The sequence below is a fragment of the Actinosynnema pretiosum genome (genome assembly GCF_024171695.1).
Classification (GTDB): Bacteria; Actinomycetota; Actinomycetes; order Mycobacteriales; family Pseudonocardiaceae; genus Actinosynnema; species Actinosynnema pretiosum.
Window position 1 is genome coordinate 274,997 of record NZ_JAMTCF010000004.1, and the last position, 22,150, is coordinate 297,146.

20 protein-coding genes are annotated in these 22,150 nt (G+C 73.6%); 10 read left to right on the forward strand and 10 right to left on the reverse strand.

Annotated features, from left to right (window positions below; all coding sequences use genetic code 11):
* The first annotated feature begins 24 nt into the window (after positions 1 to 24).
* Positions 25 to 1,272, forward strand: a complete 1,248-nt coding sequence (locus tag LV78_RS10400) for a uracil-xanthine permease family protein (RefSeq protein ID WP_253844637.1) — start codon at positions 25 to 27, stop codon at positions 1,270 to 1,272.
* Positions 1,273 to 1,308: 36 nt separating this feature from the next.
* Here LV78_RS10400 and LV78_RS10405 read toward each other — a convergent pair whose 3' ends face one another.
* Positions 1,309 to 2,022, reverse strand: a complete 714-nt coding sequence (locus LV78_RS10405) for an SDR family NAD(P)-dependent oxidoreductase (RefSeq protein WP_253844638.1) — start codon at positions 2,020 to 2,022, stop codon at positions 1,309 to 1,311.
* A 103-nt stretch (positions 2,023 to 2,125) separates the two neighbouring features.
* On the opposite strand from LV78_RS10405, the gene LV78_RS10410 reads away from it, so the two are divergent.
* Positions 2,126 to 2,776 carry a TetR/AcrR family transcriptional regulator gene (locus LV78_RS10410; RefSeq protein WP_118947697.1) on the forward strand — a complete coding sequence of 217 codons (651 nt, stop codon included), beginning with the start codon at positions 2,126 to 2,128 and terminating at the stop codon, positions 2,774 to 2,776.
* A 6-nt stretch (positions 2,777 to 2,782) separates the two neighbouring features.
* Here LV78_RS10410 and LV78_RS10415 read toward each other — a convergent pair whose 3' ends face one another.
* Genes LV78_RS10415 through LV78_RS10425 form a run of 3 tightly spaced genes read right to left on the reverse strand, consistent with a single transcriptional unit; the run spans position 2,783 to position 5,468 of the window.
* Positions 2,783 to 3,811 carry a quinone-dependent dihydroorotate dehydrogenase gene (locus LV78_RS10415; RefSeq protein WP_253844639.1) on the reverse strand — a complete coding sequence of 343 codons (1,029 nt, stop codon included), beginning with the start codon at positions 3,809 to 3,811 and terminating at the stop codon, positions 2,783 to 2,785.
* Between the two features lie 10 nt (positions 3,812 to 3,821).
* The gene (locus tag LV78_RS10420; RefSeq protein ID WP_253844640.1) at positions 3,822 to 4,619 is read right to left on the reverse strand and encodes a DNA-formamidopyrimidine glycosylase family protein; all 798 of its coding nucleotides are present in this window, start codon (positions 4,617 to 4,619) and stop codon (positions 3,822 to 3,824) included.
* A 12-nt stretch (positions 4,620 to 4,631) separates the two neighbouring features.
* On the reverse strand, positions 4,632 to 5,468 hold the full coding sequence (locus LV78_RS10425; protein ID WP_253844641.1) for a ParA family protein: 837 nt from the start codon (positions 5,466 to 5,468) through the stop codon (positions 4,632 to 4,634).
* A 34-nt stretch (positions 5,469 to 5,502) separates the two neighbouring features.
* Between LV78_RS10425 and LV78_RS10430 the strand changes: the two genes are divergently transcribed.
* The gene (locus LV78_RS10430) at positions 5,503 to 6,234 is read left to right on the forward strand and encodes a class I SAM-dependent methyltransferase (protein ID WP_253844642.1); all 732 of its coding nucleotides are present in this window, start codon (positions 5,503 to 5,505) and stop codon (positions 6,232 to 6,234) included.
* A 10-nt stretch (positions 6,235 to 6,244) separates the two neighbouring features.
* Positions 6,245 to 6,838 carry an RNA polymerase sigma factor ShbA gene (shbA, locus tag LV78_RS10435; protein WP_253844643.1) on the forward strand — a complete coding sequence of 198 codons (594 nt, stop codon included), beginning with the start codon at positions 6,245 to 6,247 and terminating at the stop codon, positions 6,836 to 6,838.
* A gap of 19 nt (positions 6,839 to 6,857) precedes the next feature.
* Here the strand turns inward: shbA and LV78_RS10440 are convergent, their stop codons facing one another.
* Positions 6,858 to 8,186, reverse strand: coding sequence for a type I glutamate--ammonia ligase (locus tag LV78_RS10440; protein WP_253844644.1), 1,329 nt, complete (start codon positions 8,184 to 8,186; stop codon positions 6,858 to 6,860).
* A gap of 38 nt (positions 8,187 to 8,224) precedes the next feature.
* On the opposite strand from LV78_RS10440, the gene LV78_RS10445 reads away from it, so the two are divergent.
* The 4 genes from LV78_RS10445 to LV78_RS10460 all read left to right on the forward strand — a co-directional run bounded on the left by LV78_RS10445 (position 8,225) and on the right by LV78_RS10460 (position 12,302).
* Positions 8,225 to 9,319 (forward strand): amidohydrolase family protein, encoded by a 1,095-nt coding sequence (locus LV78_RS10445; RefSeq protein ID WP_253844645.1) that lies wholly within the window; start codon positions 8,225 to 8,227, stop codon positions 9,317 to 9,319.
* Positions 9,320 to 9,367: 48 nt separating this feature from the next.
* Positions 9,368 to 10,660: a DNA polymerase IV gene (locus LV78_RS10450; RefSeq protein ID WP_253844646.1), complete on the forward strand. Its 1,293-nt coding sequence runs from the start codon at positions 9,368 to 9,370 to the stop codon at positions 10,658 to 10,660.
* A 660-nt stretch (positions 10,661 to 11,320) separates the two neighbouring features.
* On the forward strand, positions 11,321 to 11,959 hold the full coding sequence (locus LV78_RS10455; protein WP_253844647.1) for a Crp/Fnr family transcriptional regulator: 639 nt from the start codon (positions 11,321 to 11,323) through the stop codon (positions 11,957 to 11,959).
* A gap of 61 nt (positions 11,960 to 12,020) precedes the next feature.
* Positions 12,021 to 12,302 (forward strand): hypothetical protein, encoded by a 282-nt coding sequence (locus LV78_RS10460; protein WP_253844648.1) that lies wholly within the window; start codon positions 12,021 to 12,023, stop codon positions 12,300 to 12,302.
* Between the two features lie 433 nt (positions 12,303 to 12,735).
* On the opposite strand, the gene LV78_RS10465 is transcribed toward LV78_RS10460, so the two are convergent.
* Positions 12,736 to 13,023: a hypothetical protein gene (locus LV78_RS10465; protein WP_253844649.1), complete on the reverse strand. Its 288-nt coding sequence runs from the start codon at positions 13,021 to 13,023 to the stop codon at positions 12,736 to 12,738.
* Between the two features lie 1,723 nt (positions 13,024 to 14,746).
* Here LV78_RS10465 and LV78_RS10470 point away from each other — a divergent pair.
* Positions 14,747 to 15,133 carry an SCO2097 family morphological protein gene (locus LV78_RS10470; protein WP_015804477.1) on the forward strand — a complete coding sequence of 129 codons (387 nt, stop codon included), beginning with the start codon at positions 14,747 to 14,749 and terminating at the stop codon, positions 15,131 to 15,133.
* A 631-nt stretch (positions 15,134 to 15,764) separates the two neighbouring features.
* Here LV78_RS10470 and LV78_RS40635 read toward each other — a convergent pair.
* The 4 genes from LV78_RS40635 to LV78_RS10485 all read right to left on the reverse strand — a co-directional run bounded on the left by LV78_RS40635 (position 15,765) and on the right by LV78_RS10485 (position 20,835).
* Entirely contained in the window at positions 15,765 to 15,893 is a 129-nt protein-coding gene (locus tag LV78_RS40635; protein WP_301306229.1) for a hypothetical protein, read from the reverse strand.
* 123 nt (positions 15,894 to 16,016) lie between these two features.
* The gene (locus LV78_RS40640) at positions 16,017 to 18,479 is read right to left on the reverse strand and encodes a transglutaminase TgpA family protein (RefSeq protein WP_308208697.1); all 2,463 of its coding nucleotides are present in this window, start codon (positions 18,477 to 18,479) and stop codon (positions 16,017 to 16,019) included.
* Positions 18,480 to 19,769 carry a DUF58 domain-containing protein gene (locus LV78_RS10480; RefSeq protein ID WP_253844650.1) on the reverse strand — a complete coding sequence of 430 codons (1,290 nt, stop codon included), beginning with the start codon at positions 19,767 to 19,769 and terminating at the stop codon, positions 18,480 to 18,482.
* A gap of 1 nt (position 19,770) precedes the next feature.
* A complete protein-coding gene (locus LV78_RS10485) occupies positions 19,771 to 20,835 on the reverse strand; it encodes an AAA family ATPase (RefSeq protein ID WP_253844651.1) in 1,065 nt (354 codons plus the stop codon).
* Between the two features lie 491 nt (positions 20,836 to 21,326).
* Here LV78_RS10485 and mraZ point away from each other — a divergent pair, with 491 nt between their 5' ends.
* Positions 21,327 to 21,758: a division/cell wall cluster transcriptional repressor MraZ gene (gene mraZ / locus LV78_RS10490; protein ID WP_015804473.1), complete on the forward strand. Its 432-nt coding sequence runs from the start codon at positions 21,327 to 21,329 to the stop codon at positions 21,756 to 21,758.
* The last annotated feature ends 392 nt before the right edge of the window (positions 21,759 to 22,150 follow it).

Here is a 22,150-nt window from a genome sequence, read left to right on the forward strand (position 1 = left end):
AAGCGGTCGGGAGGTCCAGCGGACGTGGCGTTGTGGACTGTGCGCGGCGACGGTCGGGTCACGGAGGGTGACACCATCGCCCCGGAGGAGCGGCCCAGTTGGCCGCTGACCCTCGGGTTCGGCGCGCAGCACTTCGTGGCCATGATCGGCGCCACCGTCTTCGTCCCCGCGACCACCGGCCTGCCGGTCGGCACCACCCTGCTGTTCTCCGGCGTCGGCACCCTGCTGTTCCTGATGATCACCCGGAACCGGGTGCCCGGCTACGTCGGCTCCTCCTTCGCGTTCATCGCCCCGCTCCAGGCCGCCCGGCTCGAAGGCGTCCCGGCCCAGCTCGGCGGCGTGCTCGCCACCGGCCTGCTGGTCGTGGTCGTCGGCGTCGCGATCAAGGCGCTGGGCGTGCGCACCCTCGACTCGATCATGCCGCCCGCCGTCACCGGCGCCGTGGTCATCCTGATCGGCCTGAACCTGTCCAAGGCCTCCACCGGCGCGTTCTCCCAGCAGCCGGTCATCGCCGGGGTCACCCTCGGCGTGATCATGCTGTGCGGGGTGCTCGGCCGCCGGGCGTTCTTCCGGTTCTCGGTCCTGCTCGGCGTGCTCGCCGGGTGGGGCCTCGGCCTGCTGATGGGCGTCGTGGACACCTCCGCCGTGGCCGAGGCCGCCTGGTGGGGGCTGCCCGAGGCGCACGCGCCCGAGGTCCGCCCGTCCGTGGTGCTGCTGTTCCTGCCGGTGGTCATCGTGCTGGTGGCCGAGAACATCGGCCACGTCAAGGCGATCGCCGCCCTGTCCGGCCGCGACCTGGACGGCAGCGTCGGCGACGCGGTCATCGCCAACGGCCTGTCCACGACGCTGGCCGGTCTCGGCGGCGGCGTCGGCACCACCACCTACTCGGAGAACATCGGCGTCATGGGGGTGACGCGGGTGTTCTCCACGGCCGCCTACGCGGTCACCGCCGCCGCGGCGATCGCCCTGTCGTTCTGCCCGAAGGCGCTGGCACTGCTGTCCACCATCCCGCCCGGCGCGCTGGGCGGGGCGACCCTGGTGCTGTTCGGCCTGATCGCCGTGGTCGGCGTGCGGATCTGGCAGGACAACCGGGTGGACCTGACCAACCCGGCCAACGCGCTGGTCGGCGGGGCGGCGCTGGTCGCCGGGGTCGGCGACCTGACCATCGCCGTCGGCGACCTGGAGCTGGGCGGGCTGGTGTGGGGCTCGCTGCTGGTGGTCATCCTGCACCCGCTGCTGCGCAGGCTCTGGGCCGTCCGCGCGGGCGCCTGACCGGAGTTCCAGACCGAGGGCCCCCGACCGGCGGCCTCAGCGCGCCGGGTACTCCCGCTCGGCCTCGGTGCGGGCGGCGAGCATCTCCCAGTACAGCTCCGCGAGCACGTCCGGGTCGGCGGTGGGCACGTCCTTCGGCAGGCCGCCCAGCTCGCCGGAGGTCACCAGCTCGTGCGCGGCGCTGCCCGCGATCATCGCGCCGATGGTGAGGGTGCCCGCGTAGACGCCCCGCCCGGCCAGCTCGCCGTGCAGGGAGTGGACGTAGTTGCGGGTCGCGGCCATGCCCAGGCTCACCCCGCTCAGCCCCGGCACCGGGTGCGCGGCGGACATGCCCTGGCCGATCAGCACCGCGCCGTCGCCGCGCTCCAGCAGCTCCGGCAGCACGGCCCCGACCAGCGCGACCGGGGTGAGCGTGAACAGCGCGACCTGCGAGAGCACCTGGTCGGTGGTCAGCTCGGCGGCGGGCGTCATCGCGAAGTCCACGCCGATCGGCGCGTACTCGACCACGTCGATGCGGCCCATCCTCTCCCGGATGGTCTCCACCAGCTCGGGCGCGGCCCGGTGGTCGGACAGGTCGGCGGTGAAGGCCTCGGCCTCGACGCCCCGCCCGGCCAGCTCCGCCACCAGCGCGTCCAGCGGGGCCCTGCGCCGGGCCACCAGCGCCACCCGGTACCCCTCGCGGCCGAACCGCCTGGCCACGGCCGCGCCGAGCCCGGTTCCCGCGCCGAACACGGCGATCACCTTGCGCATATCATCCCCCGTACGGGTCGATAACTTGATGTCACTGTCAACTTCTTGCGAGGTCAACCCTGCAACAAGTTGACAGTGGTGTCAAGTTCTCTCGGGAGGTGGCATGGCCGAGCAGGGCAGGACGCTGCGCAAGGACGCGCGCCGCAACCTGGAGAAACTGCTGGGAGCGGCGGCCGAGGTGTTCCGCGAGCGCGGCCTCGGCGCGCCGCTGGAGGAGATCGCCCAGCGCGCGGGCGTCAGCGCGGGCACCCTCTACAACCGGTTCGGCACGCGCGAGGCGCTCGTCGACGCCGTCGTGCCCGAACTGGTCGCCGGGCAGCTCACCTCGGTGGTGGACGCCGCGCGCGCCCTGGACGACCCCTGGGAGTCCTTCGCGGCCTACCTGGAGGGCATGTGCGGCCTCCAGGCCTCGCAACCGGTGTTCGCCGACGTCCTGACCGGCCGCTACGGCGCCGCCGAGCGCCTCGGCGAGCTGTGCCACGCGCAGAACCTCAACGCCGCCGACATCGTCGAGCGGGCCCGCGCCTCGGGCGCGCTGCGCGCCGACTTCGCCCCCTCGGACGTCGCCGTGGTGTTCCTGTGCGTGGCCAGGGTCGTGGAGGCCACGGCGGGCATCGCCGACGACGTGTGGCGCCGCCTGCTCGCGGTGCTGCTCGACGGCCTGCGCGCCGACGCCGCCCACCCGCTGCCCGTGCCCGCGCTCACCGCCGCGCAGCTCGACGCGGTCACCGCGCGCGCCTCCACCCGGAGGTGAACCCCGCTACCCGCCCAGCAGCGACCGGTTGATCCGCCGCACCAGGCCGGGGCCCTCGTAGATGAACCCGGTGTACACCTGGAGCAGGCTCGCGCCCGCGTCCAGCATCCGCTTCGCGTCGTCCGCCGACGCGATGCCGCCCACCCCGACGATCGGCAGCTTCCCGCCGGTCTCCCGGCTGACGAACCGCACCACCTCGCGCGCCCGCGCCGCCAGCGGCCTGCCGCTGAGCCCACCGGCCTGCTCGGTCAGGTGCGCGTCCCGCGCCACCACGCCGTCCCGCGACAGCGTGGTGTTCGTGGCGATCAGCCCGTCGACGCCGTGCGCCTCGCACACCTCCAGCAGCTCGCCGATCGCCGCCTCGGTCAGGTCCGGGGCGATCTTGACCAGCAGCGGCTTGCGCGCGCCCAGCTCGGCCATCTCCGCGTTCAGCGCCGACAGCAGCCGGTCCAGCGCGGCCCGGTCCTGGAGCGCGCGCAGGCCCGGCGTGTTCGGCGAGCTGATGTTGACCGCGAAGTAGTCGCCGTGCCGGTGCAGCGCCCGCAGCGAGAGCCGGTAGTCCTCCTCGGCCTCCTCGACGGGCGTCACCTTCGACTTGCCCAGGCTGATCCCCAGCGGCACCGGCAGCGGCCCCAGCGCCTCCAACCGGTCGGCCAGCGCCTGGGCGCCCTCGTTGTTGAAGCCCATCCGGTTGATGATCGCCTCGCTGCCGCGCAGCCGGAACAGCCTCGGCAGCGGGTTGCCCGGCTGGGCCTTCGCGGTGACCGTGCCGACCTCGACGAACCCGAACCCCAGCGCGGCCCACGCGGGCAGCGCCCTGCCGTTCTTGTCCAGCCCGGCCGCCAGACCCACCGGGTTGGGGAAGCGCACCCCGAACACCGTGCGCGCCAGCCCCGGCCCGCGCACGCCCAGGTTGACCCTGGCGGCCAGCGGGGAGACCTTCGACGCCAGGTCCAGCGTGGTCTCGTGGACCCGCTCCGCGTCCCCGTCGTGCAGGGAGAACAACGCCTTGCGCACCACGTTCCGGTAGATCACGGCCGCAACTCTAGGCGATCGGACCCGGTTGGCAGCGCGGGCACCAGTAGGCCACCCGCTCCAGCACCCCGGCGCCCTGGCCGCCGACCCGCACCCGCGTCCCGCAGCGCGCGCACGGCCGCCCGGTCCGCTCGAACACCCAGTGCTGCTGCCCGCGCCGCAGCGACCCGGTCGTGGACTGCTCCGGCCGCCACGCGTTGGCCAGCAGCAACCTCCGGCACAGCCGCACGGTCTCCACCGGGTCCACCGCCGACACCGGCGACCACGGCGAGACGCCCAGCAGGAAGCACACCTCGGCCTTGTACAGGTTCCCGACGCCCGCGAGCACCCGCTGGTCCAGCAGCGCCAGCCCCAGCTCCCGCTTGGGCTCCGCGACCAACCGGCGCACCGCCTCGGCCTCGGCGGCGTCGTCCCAGTCGTCGGCCAGCAGGTCCGGGCCCAGGTGGCCGACCAGCCGGTGCTCGTCGGCGGTCGGCAGCAGCTCCAGGTCGTGCAGCGCGAACCCGACCGCCTGCCGGTCCGGCACCTCGAACACCGCCCGCGCCTGGTGGCCGGGACGGCGCCAGCGCTCACCCGGCCGGTACAGGTGCCACGCCCCGTCCATCCGGAAGTGGCTGCGCAGGCTGAGCCCACCGCTGAACCGGGTGAACAGGTGCTTGCCCACCGACCGCACGCCCAGCACCTCGCGCCCGGCCAGGTCCGCCGTCGCCAGCCTCGGGTGCCGCAGCTGACCGCGCAGCAGCACCCGGCCGGTCAGCGCCTCGGCCAACCGCCGACCGGCGAGGAAGACCGTGTCACCCTCGGGCACGTCGGGCGCGGCTCACGCGTCCACCGCCTCGTGCGCTTCCTGGATCTCGTCCTCGTCGAAGTCCCGGTGCGAGGCCTTGCGCCTGCTCCGGCTCACCCGCAGCACCCGCGCCAGCAGCAGGTTGAACGCCAGCGCCACCTCGCGCGCGCCCGGCGTCCCCCACTCGTGGATCGGCATGCAAGCCCCCTGGGCCTGCTGCACCGCGAGCCGGTCCGGCAGCGCCACCGGCATCACCAGCGGCCCGAAGATGTCGCGCAGCTCCTCGATGCGGAACTGGTGCTCGTGCGAGCGCGGGCGCACCCGGTTGACCACCACGCCCAGCGGCTGGAGCTCGTCGTTGTGCTCCCGCTCGGACTGCACCGCCTCGAACGCGCGCTGCACGCCCGCGACGGCGAACATCGTCGGCTCGGTCACCAGCAGCGCCCGGTCCGCCGCCACCAGCGCCGAGCGGGTCAGCTGCCCCAGCGACGGCGGGCAGTCCAGCAGCACCAGCTGGTAGTCGTCCTCGACGACCTCCAGCGCCTGGCGCAGCCGACCCAACCGCTTTTCACCCGGATCGGGGTGGTTCAGCAGCTCCGCGTCCTCCGAACCGGAGAGCACGTCGACCCCGTCGCCCCACGCCGACGGCGCGATGGCTGCCCGCACGGTCTCCGGGGCCGGTTCCTTGAGCACGTCGTAGACGCTGGCCGAGGACTCCCCCGGTTCCAGGGTGGAGGTGGCGTTGCACTGCGGGTCGAGGTCGATGACCAGCGTCCGCACCCCGCGCCTGAGCGCGGCCGACGCGAGACCCAGCGCGACCGTCGTCTTCCCCACTCCACCTTTGAGGCTGAGCACCGCGACCGTATGCACAAGGTGCAGCCTACGGCCCTTAGGCTTCTGTGCCATGCGACCGGACGCCGTACAGAGGGTGCTCGACACCGAGTTGACCGCCGCGAGGCACCGGCGGGGCGGCGAGCCCCCCAGGGTCCTGGACGTCGGCGGCGGCACCGGGGTGTGGGCCGTCCAGCTGGCCGCCGCGGGCTGCGCGGTCACCGTGGTGGACCCGAGCCCCGACGCGCTCGCCACGCTGACCCGGCGCGCCGCCGAGGCGGGCGTCGCCGACCGGGTGGTCGCCGTGCAGGGCGACACCGACGCGCTCGGCGAGCTGGTCAGCGACGGGGCCGCCGACCTGGTGCTCGGCCACGGGCTGCTGGAGGTCGTGGACGACGCGGCCACCGCGCTCGCCGCCCTCGCCGCCGCCGCGGCGCCCGGCGGGGCGGTCTCGGTGCTGGTGGCCAACCGCTACGCCGCCGTGCTGCACCGGGCCATCGGCGGCCGGATCGTGGACGCCCGCAAGCTCCTGGACGACGAGGGCGGTCAGCTCGCCGGGACCCGCGACCCGCTCCTGCGCCGGTTCGACGTGACAGGTCTTGAGACCCTGGTCTCATCGGCCGGACTGGCGGTAGAAATTCTCCAGGGGCACGGGGTCGTCGCAGATCTGGTGCCCGGCGCCGTGCTGGAGGCGAATCCCGGCGCGGCTGAGGCGTTGGCAGAGCTGGAACTGGCCGCCGCGACGCGATCCCCCCTGCGGGACGTGGCCGCGCGGTTGCACGTGCTGGCTCGCCGCACGGGGTGAGTGGGGTGAGATGGACGGAGTCACCGGCGCGTTAGGGGTCGACGGGCGGTTCGACCCCGAGCAGGTTCGGGCAGCGGCAGCGGGGGACAGGGCTGCCGTGCGCGAACTGCTGGCGGTGGTTCGCCCGGTCGTGGTGCGCTACTGCCGCGCGAGGGTGGGCAGGCAGGAGCGGACGTTCGCGTCCGCCGACGACGTTGCGCAGGAGGTGTGCCTGGCGGTGCTGACGGCGCTGCCCAGCTACCGGGACCAGGGCAGACCGTTCCTGGCCTTCGTGTACGGCATCGCCGCGCACAAGGTCGCGGACGCGCACCGGGCCGCCGCCCGCAACCGGGCGGAACCGGTGCCGGAGCTGCCCGACTCGGTCTCGACCGACGCGGGCCCGGAGACCAGGGCGCTGCACGGCGAGCTGTCCGACCGGATGGCTCGGCTGCTGCGCGTCCTGCCGGACAAGCAGCGGGAGATCCTGGTGCTGCGGGTCGTGGTGGGCCTGTCGGCGGAGGAGACCGCTCAGGCGGTCAACTCCACGCCCGGCGCGGTGCGGGTCGCGCAGCACCGGGCGCTCGCGAAGCTGCAGAAGATCGTGCGCCAGCCGCACCGGGTGTGACGGGAGCGCGCTGGCGGCCTCAGTGCCGCCAGCGCGTCCGCCGCACCACCTCGTCCTCGTCGACGTCCTCGAACAGGGCGATCTCCCCGCGCCGCACGTCGGCCACCGTCGCCGCGAACTCGCGGCCCATGGCCTCGGCGAGCGCCCCGTCCGCCTCGAACGCCGCGACGGCCTCGCCCAGCGAGGTCGGCAACCGCAGCGCGTCCGGGTGACCCGCCGGGTTGCCGACCACCGGTTCCGGCAGGGAGCCGCCCTCGGCCAGCCCCGCCGCGCCAGCCGCGAGCACCGCGCCGAGCAGCAGGTACGGGTTGGCGGTCAGGTCGAAGCACTTGACCTCCACCGACCGGCCCGCCACCAGCCGCATCGCCGCCTCCCGGTTCTCCAGGCCCCACGCCGCGAACGGGCCTGACCAGTGCGACGGCACCAGCCGCAGGTAGCTGGCCACCGACGGCGCGCCGATCGCGCACAGCGCGGGCAGCCTGCGCAGCACCCCCGCGTAGAACGCCTCCGCCTCCGGCGCGAGCCCGAACCGGCCGTCGCCGCCGGACAGCAGCGAGCGGCCGTCCCGCCACAGGCTCGTGTGCAGGTGCCCGCCGTTGCCGACGCCGCCCGCGACCACCTTCGGCGAGAACGACACCCGCATCCCGTGCCTGGCCGACACGGCGCGCACGGTCTCGCGCACCAGCACCGCCGTGTCCGCCGCGTGCACCGGCTCCTCCGGCGCGGTGGACAGCTCGAACTGGCCCGGCGCGTACTCGGGGTGGAACTGGAGCACGTCCACCCGCTGCTCGGCCAGCGCCGACAGCAGCTCGGCCGCGTAGTCGGACAGCTCGACCTGCCTGGCGTGGCCGTAGGCGGGGGCGGTCGTGACGGGGCTGAAGTCGTCGGAGCGCTCGGCGAGCACCCACTCGACCTCGAACCCGGCCTTGACCCGGTACCCCCGCTCGGCGAGCCGCTCGGTCATCACCCGCGCGAAACCGCGCTCGTCCTGCGGGTGCCGCTCACCCGTCTGGGCGTGCCGGTCGGCGGGCGCCCAGGCCCAGCCCGGCTGACCGGCCAGCACCACCAGGCGGTCCAGGTCCGGGTGCAGCCGCAGGTCGCCGTCCGGGCCGCCCGCGTGCCTGCACGGCACGATGCTGTCGTCCAGCAGGAAGGCGTCGAACACCTCGGCCGACCCCAGGCCCTCGGCGGCGGCCCACGGCAGGCGGGCCACCGGGACCGACTTCACCCGCGTGATGCCGCTGTGGTCCACCCAGGTGATCGCCACCGCGACCACGCCGCGCCTGCCCAGCTCGTCCACCACGCCCGAAGCGCGGTCCCTGCGGTGCTCCCGCTCGGCTGCGTCCATGACGGCGTTGGCTACCGGGCGCGGCTAGGGTGCGACAAGTGGAAACGCCGTTGGCGGTGGTCGACACCACCCCATTGATCGACCACCACTGCCACGGGGTGCTCGGCGGGGAGCTGGACCGGGCCGCGTTCGAGGCGCGCCTGACGGAGGCCCCGGTCGCGGCGCCGGGGACGAGCCTGTTCGACACGGCGGTGGGGTTCGCGGTGCGGCGGTGGTGCGCGCCCGTGCTGGACCTCCCGGCGCACGCCTCCCCGGACGCCTACCTGGAGCGGCGGGCCGAGCTGGGGGCCGACGAGGTCAACCGGCGGTTGATCGGGGCGGCCGGGGTGGAGGTGTTCCTGGTCGACGCCGGGCTGCCCGGCGAGCTGGTCGACCCCTCGGCGTTCGGGGGGCGCTCGCTGGACGTGCTGCGGCTGGAGCGGTTGGCCGAGCTGGTGGTGGGGGAGGGGACGGCGGCGGGGTTCCCGGACCGGGTGCGCTCGGCGCTGGAGCGCTCCCGGTCGGTGGCGGCCAAGTCGATCGCGGCCTACCGGGTGGGGCTCGACCTCGACCCCGCGCGGCCGTCGGACGCCGAGGTGGCGCGGGCCGCTTCGCGCTGGTCGGCCTCGGGTTCCGGGCGGTGCGCGGACCCGGTGCTGTCCCGGTTCCTGGTGTGGGAGGCGCTGGAGCGCGGGCTGCCGGTGCAGTTCCACGTCGGCTACGGGGACTCGGACCTCGACCTGCACCGGGCCGATCCGGCGCTGCTCACCCCGCTGCTGCGGGCGGTCCAGCCGCTCGGGGTCCCGGTGCTGCTGCTGCACAACTACCCGTTCCACCGGACCGCCGGGTACCTCGCCCAGGTGTTCCCGCACGTCCACGCCGATCTCGGGCTGGCCACGCACGGGGTGGGCGACCGGGCCGCCGCGGTGCTCGCCGAGGCCCTGGAGCTGGTGCCGTTCGGGAAGTTCCTCTACTCGTCGGACGCCTGCGCGCTGGCGGAGCTGCACCACCTGGGCGCGCTGCTGTTCCGGCGAGGGCTGTCGGAGGTCCTGCGGGGCAAGCTCACCAGCGGTGCTCTTTCGGATGAAGACGCCCTGCGGATCACCCGGATGATGAGCGGTGGCAACGCGCGCCGCGTCTACCGGATCGACTAATCTGTCGAACAGCAGTTCGAGTCTCAGGGGTTGTGCGGAGGGGATCCGGTGGGGCGCAGCGCCAACCTGCCCAAGGGGCTGGTCGAGCGGTTCCGCGTGCGCGAGGGGGACGTCCCGGACGACGCGGGCTGCCGGATGCTGCACGTGGACATGGACGCCTTCTACGCGTCGGTCGAGATCCGCGACCGGCCCGAGCTGGCGCGCCTGCCGGTCGTGGTCGGCGGCACCGCGCACCGGGGCGTCGTGGCGTCGGCGAACTACCTGGCGCGCGAGTACGGCGTCCGCTCCGCCATGCCCACCGCGCACGCCAAGCGGCTCGCGCCGCACGCGGTGTTCCTGCCGCCGGACTTCACCAAGTACCAGGACGTCTCGCGCGGCGTCATGGAGCTGTTCCGGCAGGTCACGCCGCTGGTCGAGCCGCTGAGCCTGGACGAGGCGTTCCTGGACGTCGGCGGCGCGCTGCGCAGGCTCAAGGCCACGCCCGCCGAGATCGCCGCGCGCGTGCGGGTCGACGTGGAGCGGGAGCACGGCATCACCTGCTCGGTCGGGGTGGCGTCGACGAAGTTCCTGGCGAAGCTGTCCTCGGGCATGTGCAAGCCGGACGGCCTGATGGTGGTGCCGAAGGACCGGTCGCTGGAGTTCCTGCACCCGCTGCCGGTGGGGGCGCTGTGGGGCGTGGGCAAGCGCACCGCCGAGCAGTTGGACCGGTTGGGGCTGGAGACGGTCGGGGACGTGGCGGCGGCCCCGCTGCTGAGGCTGCGCAAGGCGGTCGGCGTGGCGCTGGCCGAACACCTCTACGCCTTGGCACGCGGCCACGACGACCGCCCGGTGGTGCCGTACACCAGGGAGAAGTCGATCGGCGCAGAGGAGACCTTCGAGGTCGACCACTTCGACCGCGCGGTGCTGAAGCTGGAGCTGCTGCGCCTGTCCGAGCGGACGGCGGCGTCGCTGCGCGCGAAGGGCCTGCGCGGCAGGACGGTGTCGATCAAGGTGCGGTTCGCGGACTTCACCACGATCACCCGGTCGAGAACCCTCCGGGTGGCCACGGACGTGGCCCGCGAGGTGTACGCGACGGCGACGTCCCTGCTGGACGACCACGTGCCACCGGGGGCGGTGCGGCTCATCGGGGTGCGGGTGGAGCAGCTGTCCGAGGGCACGGCGGGGGAGCAGCTGGCGTTCGACGCGCCGGAACGCGGCTGGCGCGAGGCGGAGCAGGCGGCGGACCAGGCGAGAACCCGCTTCGGCACGGCAGCCGTCCGCCCGGCCTCCCTCCTCTCCACCGCCCCGACCCGCTCGGCGGAACCGGAGCCGAAACCGGAACGCCGCCCCGAGGGGCGCTGAGCGCGGGAGGCGCTGGTCCACCACCTCCGCACACCTTCACCCTCCGGTCGCACCATCCGAGGTCTTGCGGTTCCGGTCCCACCGTTCGGGGCCTGCTCTCCCCGGCCCTGTAGCTCCTGTGCTGCTGTTCTCGCCCCACTGTCTCGCTTTCTCCGTCCTGCTCCTGCCATTCCGGCCCCGCTGTCCAGGGCACGTCCTCCCGACCCGCCACTCCGGCTCCCGGCGCTCGGGCCTCGCCATCGAGGGCCCGCTCCTGGCCCACCGTTCAGCCCTCCCGCCCCGCCGTTTCCGTTCCACTGCTGCCGTCTTGCTGCCCCCCGCCCTGCCGTGCCGTGTCCGCCCCGCTGTGTCCGCCTCACTTCGCCCGCCCCGCCCGCCTCTCCCCGCCCGCCTCTTCCCGTTCGCCTTGCCTTGCCCGCTCCGCCGTATCTCCTCCTCCTCCTCCTCCTCCTCCCTCCGCGTCCTTCCTCCCTCCTCTCTCCCTCCGCCTTCCCTCTCCTCCGGTGTGCTGCCCCCCCGCTGCTCTCTATCCCCCGTGTGCGCTGCTCAACGCCTTGTCCGGCAGCGCTTCCCGGAGTTCCGTAGCCGCCGCACCGCCGTTCGGGTGTCATCCCGGCGTGCTCTCCACCCGTTCGCGCTAACCGAGTGCACCCTGTTCTGGTGGAGCGGTTCTGGACCCGGTTGACCGTCGCGGAGCAGGCCCTCCTGCGCGCCTCGGGCGTCGAGCGCGACTACGCGCGCGGCGCCGTCGTGTGCCGCGAGGGCGAGACCACCGCGCACGTCCTGGTCGTCCGCGAAGGCCTCCTCCGGGTCACCGCCGCGACCCCGACCGGCGAGCGCCTGCTCGCGGTGCGCGGCCCCGGCGACATCGTCGGCGAGCGGTCCGCCGTGGACGGACTGCCCCGTTCGGCCACCGTCAGCGCCAGCGGCCGAACCAGGGCGCTCGTCCTCACCTCCGCCTCGTTCACCGCCCTGTGCCGCCGCGAGCCCGGCATCTCCTGGGCCGTCCTCGGGGTGGTCGTCGGCCGCCAGCGCGACTCCGACCGCCAGCGCGTGCAGATCAGCGGCACCGCCACCCAGCGGGTCGCCGCCGTCCTGCTCGACGTGGCGCTCCAGCGCGGCATCGCCGACCAGGGGGCCGTGCCGATGACCCAGGAAGAACTCGCGGGAATCGCCGGAACCTCGCGAGAATCACTGGTCCGGGTGCTGCGCACCCTGCGTTCCGAGGGCATCATCTCCACGGGAAGGCGAGTGGTGGACATTCACGACGTCCGACGCCTCCAGGGTTACGCGGACTGAATTCGCGCCCAGTGCGTCATCTGACGCAGATCCCCTTCGGAAAGGCTTCTAAAAAGGAGTCATGACGAAAGGGGGAGCCATGATCCGCCGTGAAGCCGAGATCAGGTCCCGCAGGAAGTTCACCGAGCGGCTCGCCTGCGCGCTGCTGTTCTCCGCCATCCAGCTGTGGGCGCTGGCCGTGGTGCTGACCCGGCTGGAGGTCGACGGCGTGACCGCGCTGGCGATCGCCTTCTGCACCGCGGGCGGACTGGTCGCCCTCTACGACGCCTGGTCCGGCGTGCGCGTCACCGCGCGTGAAATCGATCAGGAGATCAACCAGGAGGAGGAACTGGCGAGGTTCTGATCGGGTGAAGGTGATTTCGAGGGGTGATCACCTTCTGTGCAAAGGCTCCCGGCGGCCACCAGGCCACCGGGAGCCTTTCCGCATTTCTGCCGCGCGCGTACCCCACCCCACCGACCGAACCCCGCTATTCCCCCGAGTTCTCCACAACCCTCCGACTTCTCCACAACCCCCGTTCTTCCTCCTCGCCACCCGCCACCCCCACCACCCACAGTGGACCCATGACCCGAACCCCCACGATCGACCTCGACGCGCTGGCCCTCCTCTTCGCGAACCGGGTGGCCTCGGCCGCGCTCCTGGTCCGCCTCGGCCTGCCCGCGTCCGAACTCCTGTCCCGCTGCGAGCGGGGCGGCCCGTGGCAGCGCCTGCTCCCCGGAGTGCTCCTGCTCGCCGCGACCCCGCCGACCCGCGCCCAGTGGGCCCGCGCGGCCCTCTGCTACGCCGGGGCGGGCGCCCAGCTCACCGGCGTCGACGCGCTCCACCTGCACGGGATGCGCTCGCTCCTTCCGGCGGGCCAGGTCCTCGTCCTGTGCCGCAGGGGCAAACCACCCACCGACCGGGTGAGGGTGATGGCCACCAGACACCCGCCGTGCCCCCAGCTCAAGGACGGCTTCCCGGTGGCCCCGCTGCCGAGGGCCGCCACCGACGCGGCGCGGGTCCTGGCGAACCCCCGAGCGCTGAGCGCCGTGTTCACCGAGGTGGTCACCAGGACCGAGGTGTCCACGGCGGACCTGCGCGAGCTCCTCCCGAAGGCGACGGCCGCGACCCGCCAAGCCCTGGCCGTGGTGGAACGCCCACCGCTGGCGGTGAAGCGCGCTCAAGAGCTGACCGCCCGCCTCGGCCTGCCGGAGCCGAGGTGGGGCCCCACGATCACGACGTCGGACGGCGACCCGCTGGGCGTGGCCGACGCCTGGTGGGACGCCCCAGGCCTGGCCTGGCAGTTCAGAACCGGGAGATCCGCCTCGACCGCACTGCTGGCAGCGGGCGCGGTCGTGGTCCACACCGACCCCACAACCCTCAGAACGGGAGGCCCCGAACTCCTCACCGCCCTGGCCAGGGCAACCGCCCAAGCCCACACCCGCCCCCGCCCACCCCTGACGGCGAAGAACGGCATCCAACCAACCCCGACCCCACAACACCCACCCACCGCACGCCCACAACTGACCCGCAAACCCGCCCAGCCCCGCACACCCCACCCAAGCCCGGCCGCCCCACTCCGCCCGGTCGCCACCGGTCACGCCCCAAGCTCCTGCCGCACCCCAGGTCCAACTCGCGCCCCGCCCCCTAAGCCGGCCCGCCCCCACACCAGCCCGCCCCCACGTCACTCCGTCACCCACAACGAACCGCAGCCCCGCCGACCAACCACCCCGCTCACCTCGTGGACTCGCTTACCTCATAGGGGTGGCGTCCATGCGGATGGAGTCACCCACAGCCTGCACCGCCCCCCACCTGCCGTCCTCGCCAACCGTCCTCGTCTCCCCACCACCATCCAGCCGGAGGCCCGTCTAACGCCCTTGTTCATTGCCCGCCACTCGCCACCCGCCATCCGCTGCCCGCCACCCGCCACCCGCTGCCCGTCATCCACCGCCCCTCTCTCGCCGCTTGCTGTTCTTGTCCTCCACCGGTCATCCATCGCCCTCGTCCGCCTCCTGCCCTCGCCCGCTAACCCCGTCCTGTCCCGCCTCGTCTTCTCGTCCTGTCCCGCTAACCGTCCTGCCCCGCCCCCACCGTCGGTCAGTCGTGCCTGCCGCCGGGGCAGTGGTGCCTGCCGTCGGTCCGCTGTCGTCGTTCACCGCGTGGTTCGGGTGGCAGTCCCGCGCTCGCGCTCGGTTTGATCAACTTGCGCTGTCGGGATTCATGGGCAGGCCCGCCCCGCACTCCGCAAGTCGCGTGGTCAACAGCCACGTCTGCGGGGCGGCCAAAGGGCTCTGTGTCCGCAGCGGTGCGGTCCGGGAGGCTGTACCGACGTCCGCCCGAGTGCGCACACAAGGTGATCTTGGTCACCTCTCGTGCCGCAGCTCTCCGCCGCAGGGCGGTCCGGGGTGTCGGCGCGGGGGAGCGGGAGGGGCGCGCGCGGGCCTCGGGAGGGGGGTGGCGGAATGGCTCAGGTGGTCGCGCGCGAGGCCGTTGTGCAGGGTCGGCGGTCGACGTCGTGGGGTGCGCGAGTCCTTCGCGTCCTGCGGTTTGCCGCCTGGTGAGGCGTCCGGGCAGTGCTCCGCCGAGGGGTGGGGGCTGACCGCAGGATGACCTTGCGACCTCACGGGGGCCTGACCGTTGACCCGTGAGGATGATGGTGACAGAAGGAACCGTCCGGGTCCTACGACTGGGTAGTCGAGAAGCTCCCCAAATCGTATCCTTGACGTGACACCCCCAAAGCGGGGCGTCCGCCGGGACCGGCGGCAACCGCGACACCCGGCGCCCGCGACCGCTGTGCCGGAGGAGGAGCCATGCCACTCTCCGAGCACGAGCAGCGACTGCTCGACCAGATCGAGCGCGCGCTCTACGCCGAGGACCCGAAGTTCGCATCCACCGTGCGCGGCGCGAAGCTGCGCAAACCGTCCCGACGGCGTCGCATCTACGGCATCGTGCTGTTCGCCGTGGGTGTCGCACTGCTCGTGACCGGTGTCATGCTGCCGAAGCTCGCTGGTATCCCGGTGGTGAGCGTTGTCGGCTTCCTGATGATGTTCTTCGGCGTGCTGCTCACAGTGACGACGCTGCGTCGCGGTGAGCAGGGTGCCGAGGAGCCCGAAGCGCAGGGAAGCAGGCCGACCAGTCGCAGCTCGTTCTCCCAGAAGATGGAAGAACGCTTCCGTCGTCGTTTCGAGGGCGAGTAATCCGGCCCGAGGACCAGTAGTCGTGCTGAGGCCCGCCCCGGTTGGGGCGGGCCTCAGCACGCTTTTGGCCGGAAACCCGCACCTGCCGTGGCACGGGCGAACCTGAGCTCGCTGAGCCGACCAGCGTCGCGAGTCGACCAGCGTCATGAGTCGACCAATGCCGTGAGTCGACCGGTGCCGTAAGTCGACCGGTGCCGTGAGTTGACCGGCGCTGTCTTGCTGAGCATCCGTGCTGAGCGACCGACCTTTCCGAGTCGGCCAGCCTTGTCGGGGAGAGCAGCTTTGCCGGGCTGAGCGGCCTCAGGGTGCGCGGGTCTTTGGCGGGCAAGCGCTTCTTCGCTCGACGCTCGTCCCCTGCGGCTCCAGTTGATCTTGACCTCGTGGGGCGCCTGCGCCGTTGACGTTCCCGCTCGCGGCTTACCGTCGCGTATCCACCGCGCCGAATGGCCTGTCTACCCGGTCCCCGTCCGGTACCTATTCGCCCGGCGTCCGCCCGCCTGGTACCTACTTGCCCGGCATCTGCCCGCCCAATGCCTGTCCGCCTGGCTGGCACCTACTTACCCGGCGTCCGCTCAACGCCCGTCCGCCTAACGCCCGTCGCCCGGTGCTCACCTGCCCAGCGCCTGCCTGCCTAGCCCTGCCTGCCCGGTCCCACCTGCTGCCCGCCCGGTGCGCGCCTGGCGTCGACTCGTCTGGCCGCGCCCACCTGCCCGGCTCGCCGCTGCCCGCCCGCCGGTCCCACCTTGGTGGTGATCCGCAACCACCCCCAGGACAGACCCCCGCCCCCAGGACAGACCCCCGCCCCCGAACCCAGAACGGCCCCGCCAGGTTGAACACCTGGCGGGGCCGCTTGCCCGGCAACCACCCGTCGACCGACCTCCGGTCAGATCTCCTTGCCGCCCGGTGGTTTCTGCTGCAACACCGACTTCGGCAGCACCTTCGCCCGCAGGGCCAGTGGCGCGTTGCGGGTCAGCGAGCGGCGGACCTCGTCGACCGCGTTCGGCAGGGTCGGGTCCGCCGCGCCGTTCGCGCTGTACCACGAGCGCTCCACCGCGCCGACCACCGCGCGCAGGCCGTCCCTGCCCTGGTCGTCCAGGTTGTGCTCCCGCACCAACCGCCTCGCCGCCACCCGGACCGTCTCCGTGCTCCGCACGCCCGCGCCCCGGTCCAGCGACTCCGCGATCAGCTCCTGCCACGCCGCGCCCGCCGCGTCCGGGCCCAGCGCCGCGACCCTGCGCAGCCTGCCGCGCCTTGCCGCCTCGCGCAGCGCCGCCGGGGCCGCGACCACCGCCGCCACCGCCACGACGCCCGCCAGCCACCACGACAGCAGCGCCGCCGTCAGCGCCAGCGCCGTCACGCCCGCCCCGGCCGCACCCGCCACCAAGGCCCGCTTCACCCGGTCCGGCACCGCGCGCGGACCGCCGTCCGCGTCCCGCCGCCGCCCGCCCAGCAGCGCCACCGCCGCCAGCAGGACCGCCAGCGCCAGCGCGCCCAGCAGCGCGGCCAGGTGCCACGTCGGCACCCGGTTCCCGCCCTCGCCCTGCTGCCCCTGCGCCGCCGCGTCTGCGGACGTGGAGGCCGACGGGTTCGCCGACGACTCCGACACCGCCGTCGTGGTCGTCGTGGTGGTCGGCGAGCTGCTCGGGTCGTCCTCGTTCTCCAGCTGGTTCCCGGAGACGTACGGGGGCACGACCGCCCGGCTGTCGCTCAGCGGCGTCGGGTCGAACGTCACCCAGCCGTGCCCGTCGAAGTAGATCTCCACCCACGCGTGCGCGTCATCCGTGGTGATCTTCTGGTACTGCCCCGTCGGGAAGCCTGGGGTGAACCCGATCGCGACCCGCGCGGGCAGCCCCAGCGTCCTCGCCATGACCGCCATCGCCGTCGCGTACTGCTCGCAGAACCCCGTCTTCCCGTTGAGCACGAAGTCGACGAGCGCGCCCGAGCCCGAGTCGTCCTTCGTCTGCAGCGCGTACTTGTACCCGTTGTCCGGGTTGTGGAAGTAGTCGCGCAGCGCGAGCGCCTGGTCGAACGGGCTCCGCGCGGACGCCGTGATCCCCTGCGCCAGGTCGCGCACCCGCTGGTCGACGTCCGGGACCGCCGAGTACTCCTCGCTGATCGTCGTCCCGTCGAACGCCGTCCCGGTCGCCGCGGCCAGCCGCAGCTCCTCGGCGCTGGGCGTGTCCAGCACGGTCTCCAACTGGTACCGGTCGACCTCGCGCTGCTGGGTGTTGTAGACCATCTCCCGCTCCGGGTCGAACCGCCACTCGTCGTTGAGCGACTCGATCCGCCTCGGCTTGCCGTACACCGGGAGCCAGTAGTCCAACCACTCGACCGTCTCGACCTCCAGCACCGCGGTCTTGGCCGCCGCGTCGTACCCGGCGTCCCTGGGCAGCGCGCCCTGGTTCACCTGCACGCCCTCGTTCATGGTGCCACCGAGCTGGAAGCCCTTGTCCGACTCGTACTGGCGCAGCGTCATCACCCGCAGGTACTCCGACCTGGGCAGGTCCCGCACCCGGAACAGCTCGCGCGTCTGCCCCCGCTGGAGCATCCCGCGCAGCTCCGTCATCGGGTCGATGCCGAGCTTGCCCGACCCGCCGCCCTCGCCGGTGCCCGGCAGCCGCCCGACCGTGCCGACCAGCGGCGCGCTCACCACGCCCGCCAGCAGCGCGATCACCACGGCCGCGCCCGCCACCGCCGTCGCGGCGGGCGCCGAGTTCGCCCCGGCGCCCCTGGGCAGCCTGCCCCGCCACGCGCTGTGCCGGTGCTGCCCGTCCACGGCCAGCAGCAGCGCGAACGCCGCCGCGCCCAGCACGAAGATCCACAGCGGCAGCACCTCGTCCGCCAGCGACACCGGCACCGCGAACACGCACAGCAGCACCAGCCCCGACGCGGCGGGCGCGGCGGCGGCCACCGCCAGGGTGTCGACCACCACCGCGACGACGCCGATCGCCAGCATCACCAGGCACCGCAGCGCCGGGCTGTCCGGCACCGGCGGCACCCCGGTCTGCACCTCCTGCAGCGCGGACCCGAGCACCTCCACCAGGTCGCCCACCGACTGCGGACCCGGCAGCACCACCAGCACGCCGGTCCGGGTGAAGATCGTCACCAGCAGGCAGGCCAGCGCCAGGAACTGGCCGAACGGCACCAGCGGCGCGGGCACCCGCACCGACCTGAGCAGCACGCCCACCCCGGCGATGACGGCGATCGCCACCCCCAGGTACACCACCCACAGCGTCCCCGTCAGCACGCTGGACAGCGCCATCGCCGTGCACAGCGTCGCCAACCCCGCGACGGCCGGGGTCGTGGCCACGACCCAGTCGCCGCCCGCGCTCCCTCTCCCCGCCACCTAACCCACCTCCGCGCGACCGCGGTTGCCCGCGCTGTGGCACAGCTCCTGCCACACCTGGTCCATCGGCGTGGCAGGCGTCGCCAGCACCACGCCCCACCCCGAAGCCCGCAGCACCCTGGCCGTGTCCTCGGCCGACGCCGTCGCGGCCCCCGCCGCGCCCGCCGCGCTGACCGCCGCGTTCTCCCGCGCCCCGGCCCACGCCTGCACGTCCAGCACCACCGCCAGGCTGCGCGTCCCGCGCCTGCGGTGCCTGGCCAGCGACTCGGCCGCCTCCGGCGAGCACGCGCCCAGCACCGCCACCACCTCCTGGCCCGCGCCCGCGTCCAACCCGGCCGCCAGCTCCAGCCGGTGCGACGGCTGGAGCGCGGCCAGCGAGTCCAGCACCGCGTCGTCGCCGTGCCCCGCGTCGCCCGTCGCGCCCGCCAGCACCCGGCCGTCGTCGCCGACCAGCTTCACCTGGTGCCCGAACCGGTTCAGGTGCAGGCACACCGACGCCGCGAACGACACCGCCCACTCCAGGCTCGCCGACGGCCCGCTGCCCCGGTGCGCGGCCAACCGGTGGTCCAGCAGCACCGTGGTGCCACCGCGCCACGGCCGCTCCTCCACCCGCACCATCAGCTCGTCCCGCCGCGCGGTCGAGCGCCAGTGCACCTTCCGCAGGTCGTCGCCGTGCCGGTACGGCCGCACCACCGCGTCGTCCTCGCCCTGCCCGGTGCGCAACCGGATCGACCCGTCGTCGCCCGAGCCCATGCCGGACCCGCCGGGCAGCCCGGACAGCCGCACCACCCTCGGCACCACCACCAGCCGGGTCCGCCCCGCCATCTCCTGGTCGAACTCGGCGAGCCCGAACGGGTCGGTGATCCTGGCCAGCAGCGGACCCACCTGCTGCACCCCGCGCATCACCGGCTTGAGCTGGTAGCGCAGCGCGGTCCGGTGGTTGCGCGGCAACCGCTCCACCACGAACCTCGGCCTGCTGCCCAGCGCGTACGGCACCGCGTCCTCCAGCAGCAGCCCGCCCGTGGGCAGCCTGCCCGTGCTGCGCAGCTCCACCCGGACCTCGGCGGCAGCGCCCACCGGAACCCGCGCGGGCTCCACCGACCGCGCCGCGCGCAGCCCCACGCGGGCCCGCTGCGCCAGCCACGCCGCCAGCAGCGGCATCGCCACCACGAACACGGCCACCCGCAGCAGGTCCCGCTCGTCCAGCACCCACGCGCACACGCCCGCCGTCAACCCGGCGGCCAGCAGGCACCGGCCGCGCGTGGTCAACCCCGACAGCGCCCCCGCCATGTCAGCGGTGGGCCTGCGGGCGCTGGTCCGACGCCTGCGGCACCGGGACCCGCTGCGCCAGCGCGCGCACCAGGTCCGCCGCCGACCTGCGCGCGGCCTGCGCCTCCGCGGTCAGCACCAGCCGGTGCGCGAGCACCGGAACGGCCACCGCGTGCACGTCGTCCGGCACCACGAAGTCCCGGCCCGACAGCGCGGCCTGCGCCCGCGCGGCCCGCACGAGCTGCAGCGTCGCGCGCGGCGAGGCGCCCAGCCGCAGCTCGGGCAGTCGTCGCGTCGCGCCGACCAGCTCCACCGCGTACCGGCGCACCTCGGGCGACAGGTGCACCCCGCGCACGGCCTTGACCAGCCGCAGCACCTGCGCGGCGTCCGAGACCGGGCGCAGCTCGCCCAGCGGGTCGTGCCCGGAGTGCTCGTCCACCATCGCCAGCTCGGCCGCCGGGTCCGGGTAGCCGATCGACACGCGCGCGGTGAACCGGTCGCGCTGCGCCTCGGGCAGGGCGTAGGTGCCCTCCATCTCGATCGGGTTCTGCGTCGCGACCACCATGAACGGCTCGCCGAGCGCGTAGGTGCTGCCGTCGACGGTGACCTGGTGCTCCTCCATGCACTCCAGCAGCGCGGACTGCGTCTTGGGGGAGGCGCGGTTGATCTCGTCGCCGATCACGATGTTCGCGAAGATCGGTCCCGGCCGGAACTCGAAGTCGTTCTCCTGCCGGTTGTAGATCGAGACGCCGGTGATGTCGCTGGGCAGCAGGTCGGGGGTGAACTGGATGCGGCTCACCGTGCAGTCGATCGACCTGGCCAGCGCCTTGGCCAGCGACGTCTTGCCGACGCCCGGCACGTCCTCGACGAGCAGGTGGCCCTCCGCCAGCAGGGTGACCAGCGCGACGCGGACCACGTCGGGCTTGCCCACGATGACCCGCTCGACGTTGGCCGCTATCCGGCCGACCACCGAGTGCAGCTCGGCGAGCACCTCATCCGGCCGCTGACCCCTGCCGGAGCCGTTGGGGTTCGCCGCACCCCCGCCGGGGTGCCCGGACAGCGCGGTTGGCGGGGTACTCGGAGTCACTCGACCTCCTGGGGCGCGGCCCACGCACGACCGTAGGGGGAAGGCGTGAGCGTTTCACGAAGTGTGTCAAACCAGGGCTAAGCACGGGTGTGCTCCGGGACTTCCTCGGCCCGGACCGCCGATTCAACAGAACCGGCCTCCAGGTTTCCACGAGGCCGATCCGGCGCGCTTCCCCCGCGGGCCCCCACCCCCGGCCACCACGATTCCCCACCTGATCGGTCCGAAGCCCGGTTTTGGGACAAATCCCTAGGCCGTTCGGGTGATGTTCGGCCCTGTTGGAGTCACTCGCCGGGGTGTCGGCCGCGTTTTTCCCCCACCGGCGCTGCCGGGAAACGCAGTCCTTCTACCAGCGCAAACGTCGCTCGCGGGGTGAGGTGGGGAGGACTTTTGGCGTTGACTGTGGTGAAAAGTGGGGTACTGTGGCGGCCGGTGGGGCAGACGGGGGCTCCACTGCCGGTCGCGATCTCGTCGGCGACGGGAGGTGCCACGCCGTGTTCCTGGGCACGCACCACCCGAGGCTCGACGACAAGGGCCGGCTCACGCTGCCTGCGAAGTTCCGGGACGCGCTAGCGGGGGGTCTCATGGTCACCAAGGGCCAGGACCACTGCCTCTACGTGTTCCCCAGGGCCGAGTTCGAGCAGATGGCGCGCAAGGTCGCGGAGGCCCCCTTCACGAACGAGGCCGTCCGCGCCTACCAGCGCTACCTGTTCGCGGGCACCGACGAGCAGCGACCCGACGGTCAGGGCCGCGTCCTGATCGCCCCCGAGCTGAGGCGCTACGCCGGGTTGACCAAGGAGTGCGTGGTCATCGGCGCGATCAGCCGGTTGGAGATCTGGGACGCGCAGGCCTGGCAGCGCTACCTCGAAGAGCACGAGGACCGCTACGCCGAGGCCCGCGAGGAGGTGCTGCCCGGCGTCTTCTGATCCGGTTGTTCGTGGCTCGACCGCTTGAGGATTCGGGTGCCGTGAGGCCTCGGTCCGCTCGGCTATCGGCCCTGGCGCACCTTCCCCGGCGCCAGGTTCGACGGGCGGGCGGGGACCTGACGACACCCGATTCGCTTTCCCGGTCCGGCGCGGGCGGCGCCGTGACCACGCCGGGACCACCGACCCCACCCACCGCACCTCCACCCACCGCACCCCCGCTGTGCCCGTCACCGCGAGCGCGAACCAGGAGCAGGACCCAGTGCCGGAACAACGCGCCCACGACCGGGCGCCCGCGCGGCGGATCGGCGCGCGGAGCACCGCGGCCCGCGAGAGCGCCGCACCACGAGGGCAGCAGCAACCAGAGCAGGCACAGCACGGCCACGGTCGAGGAG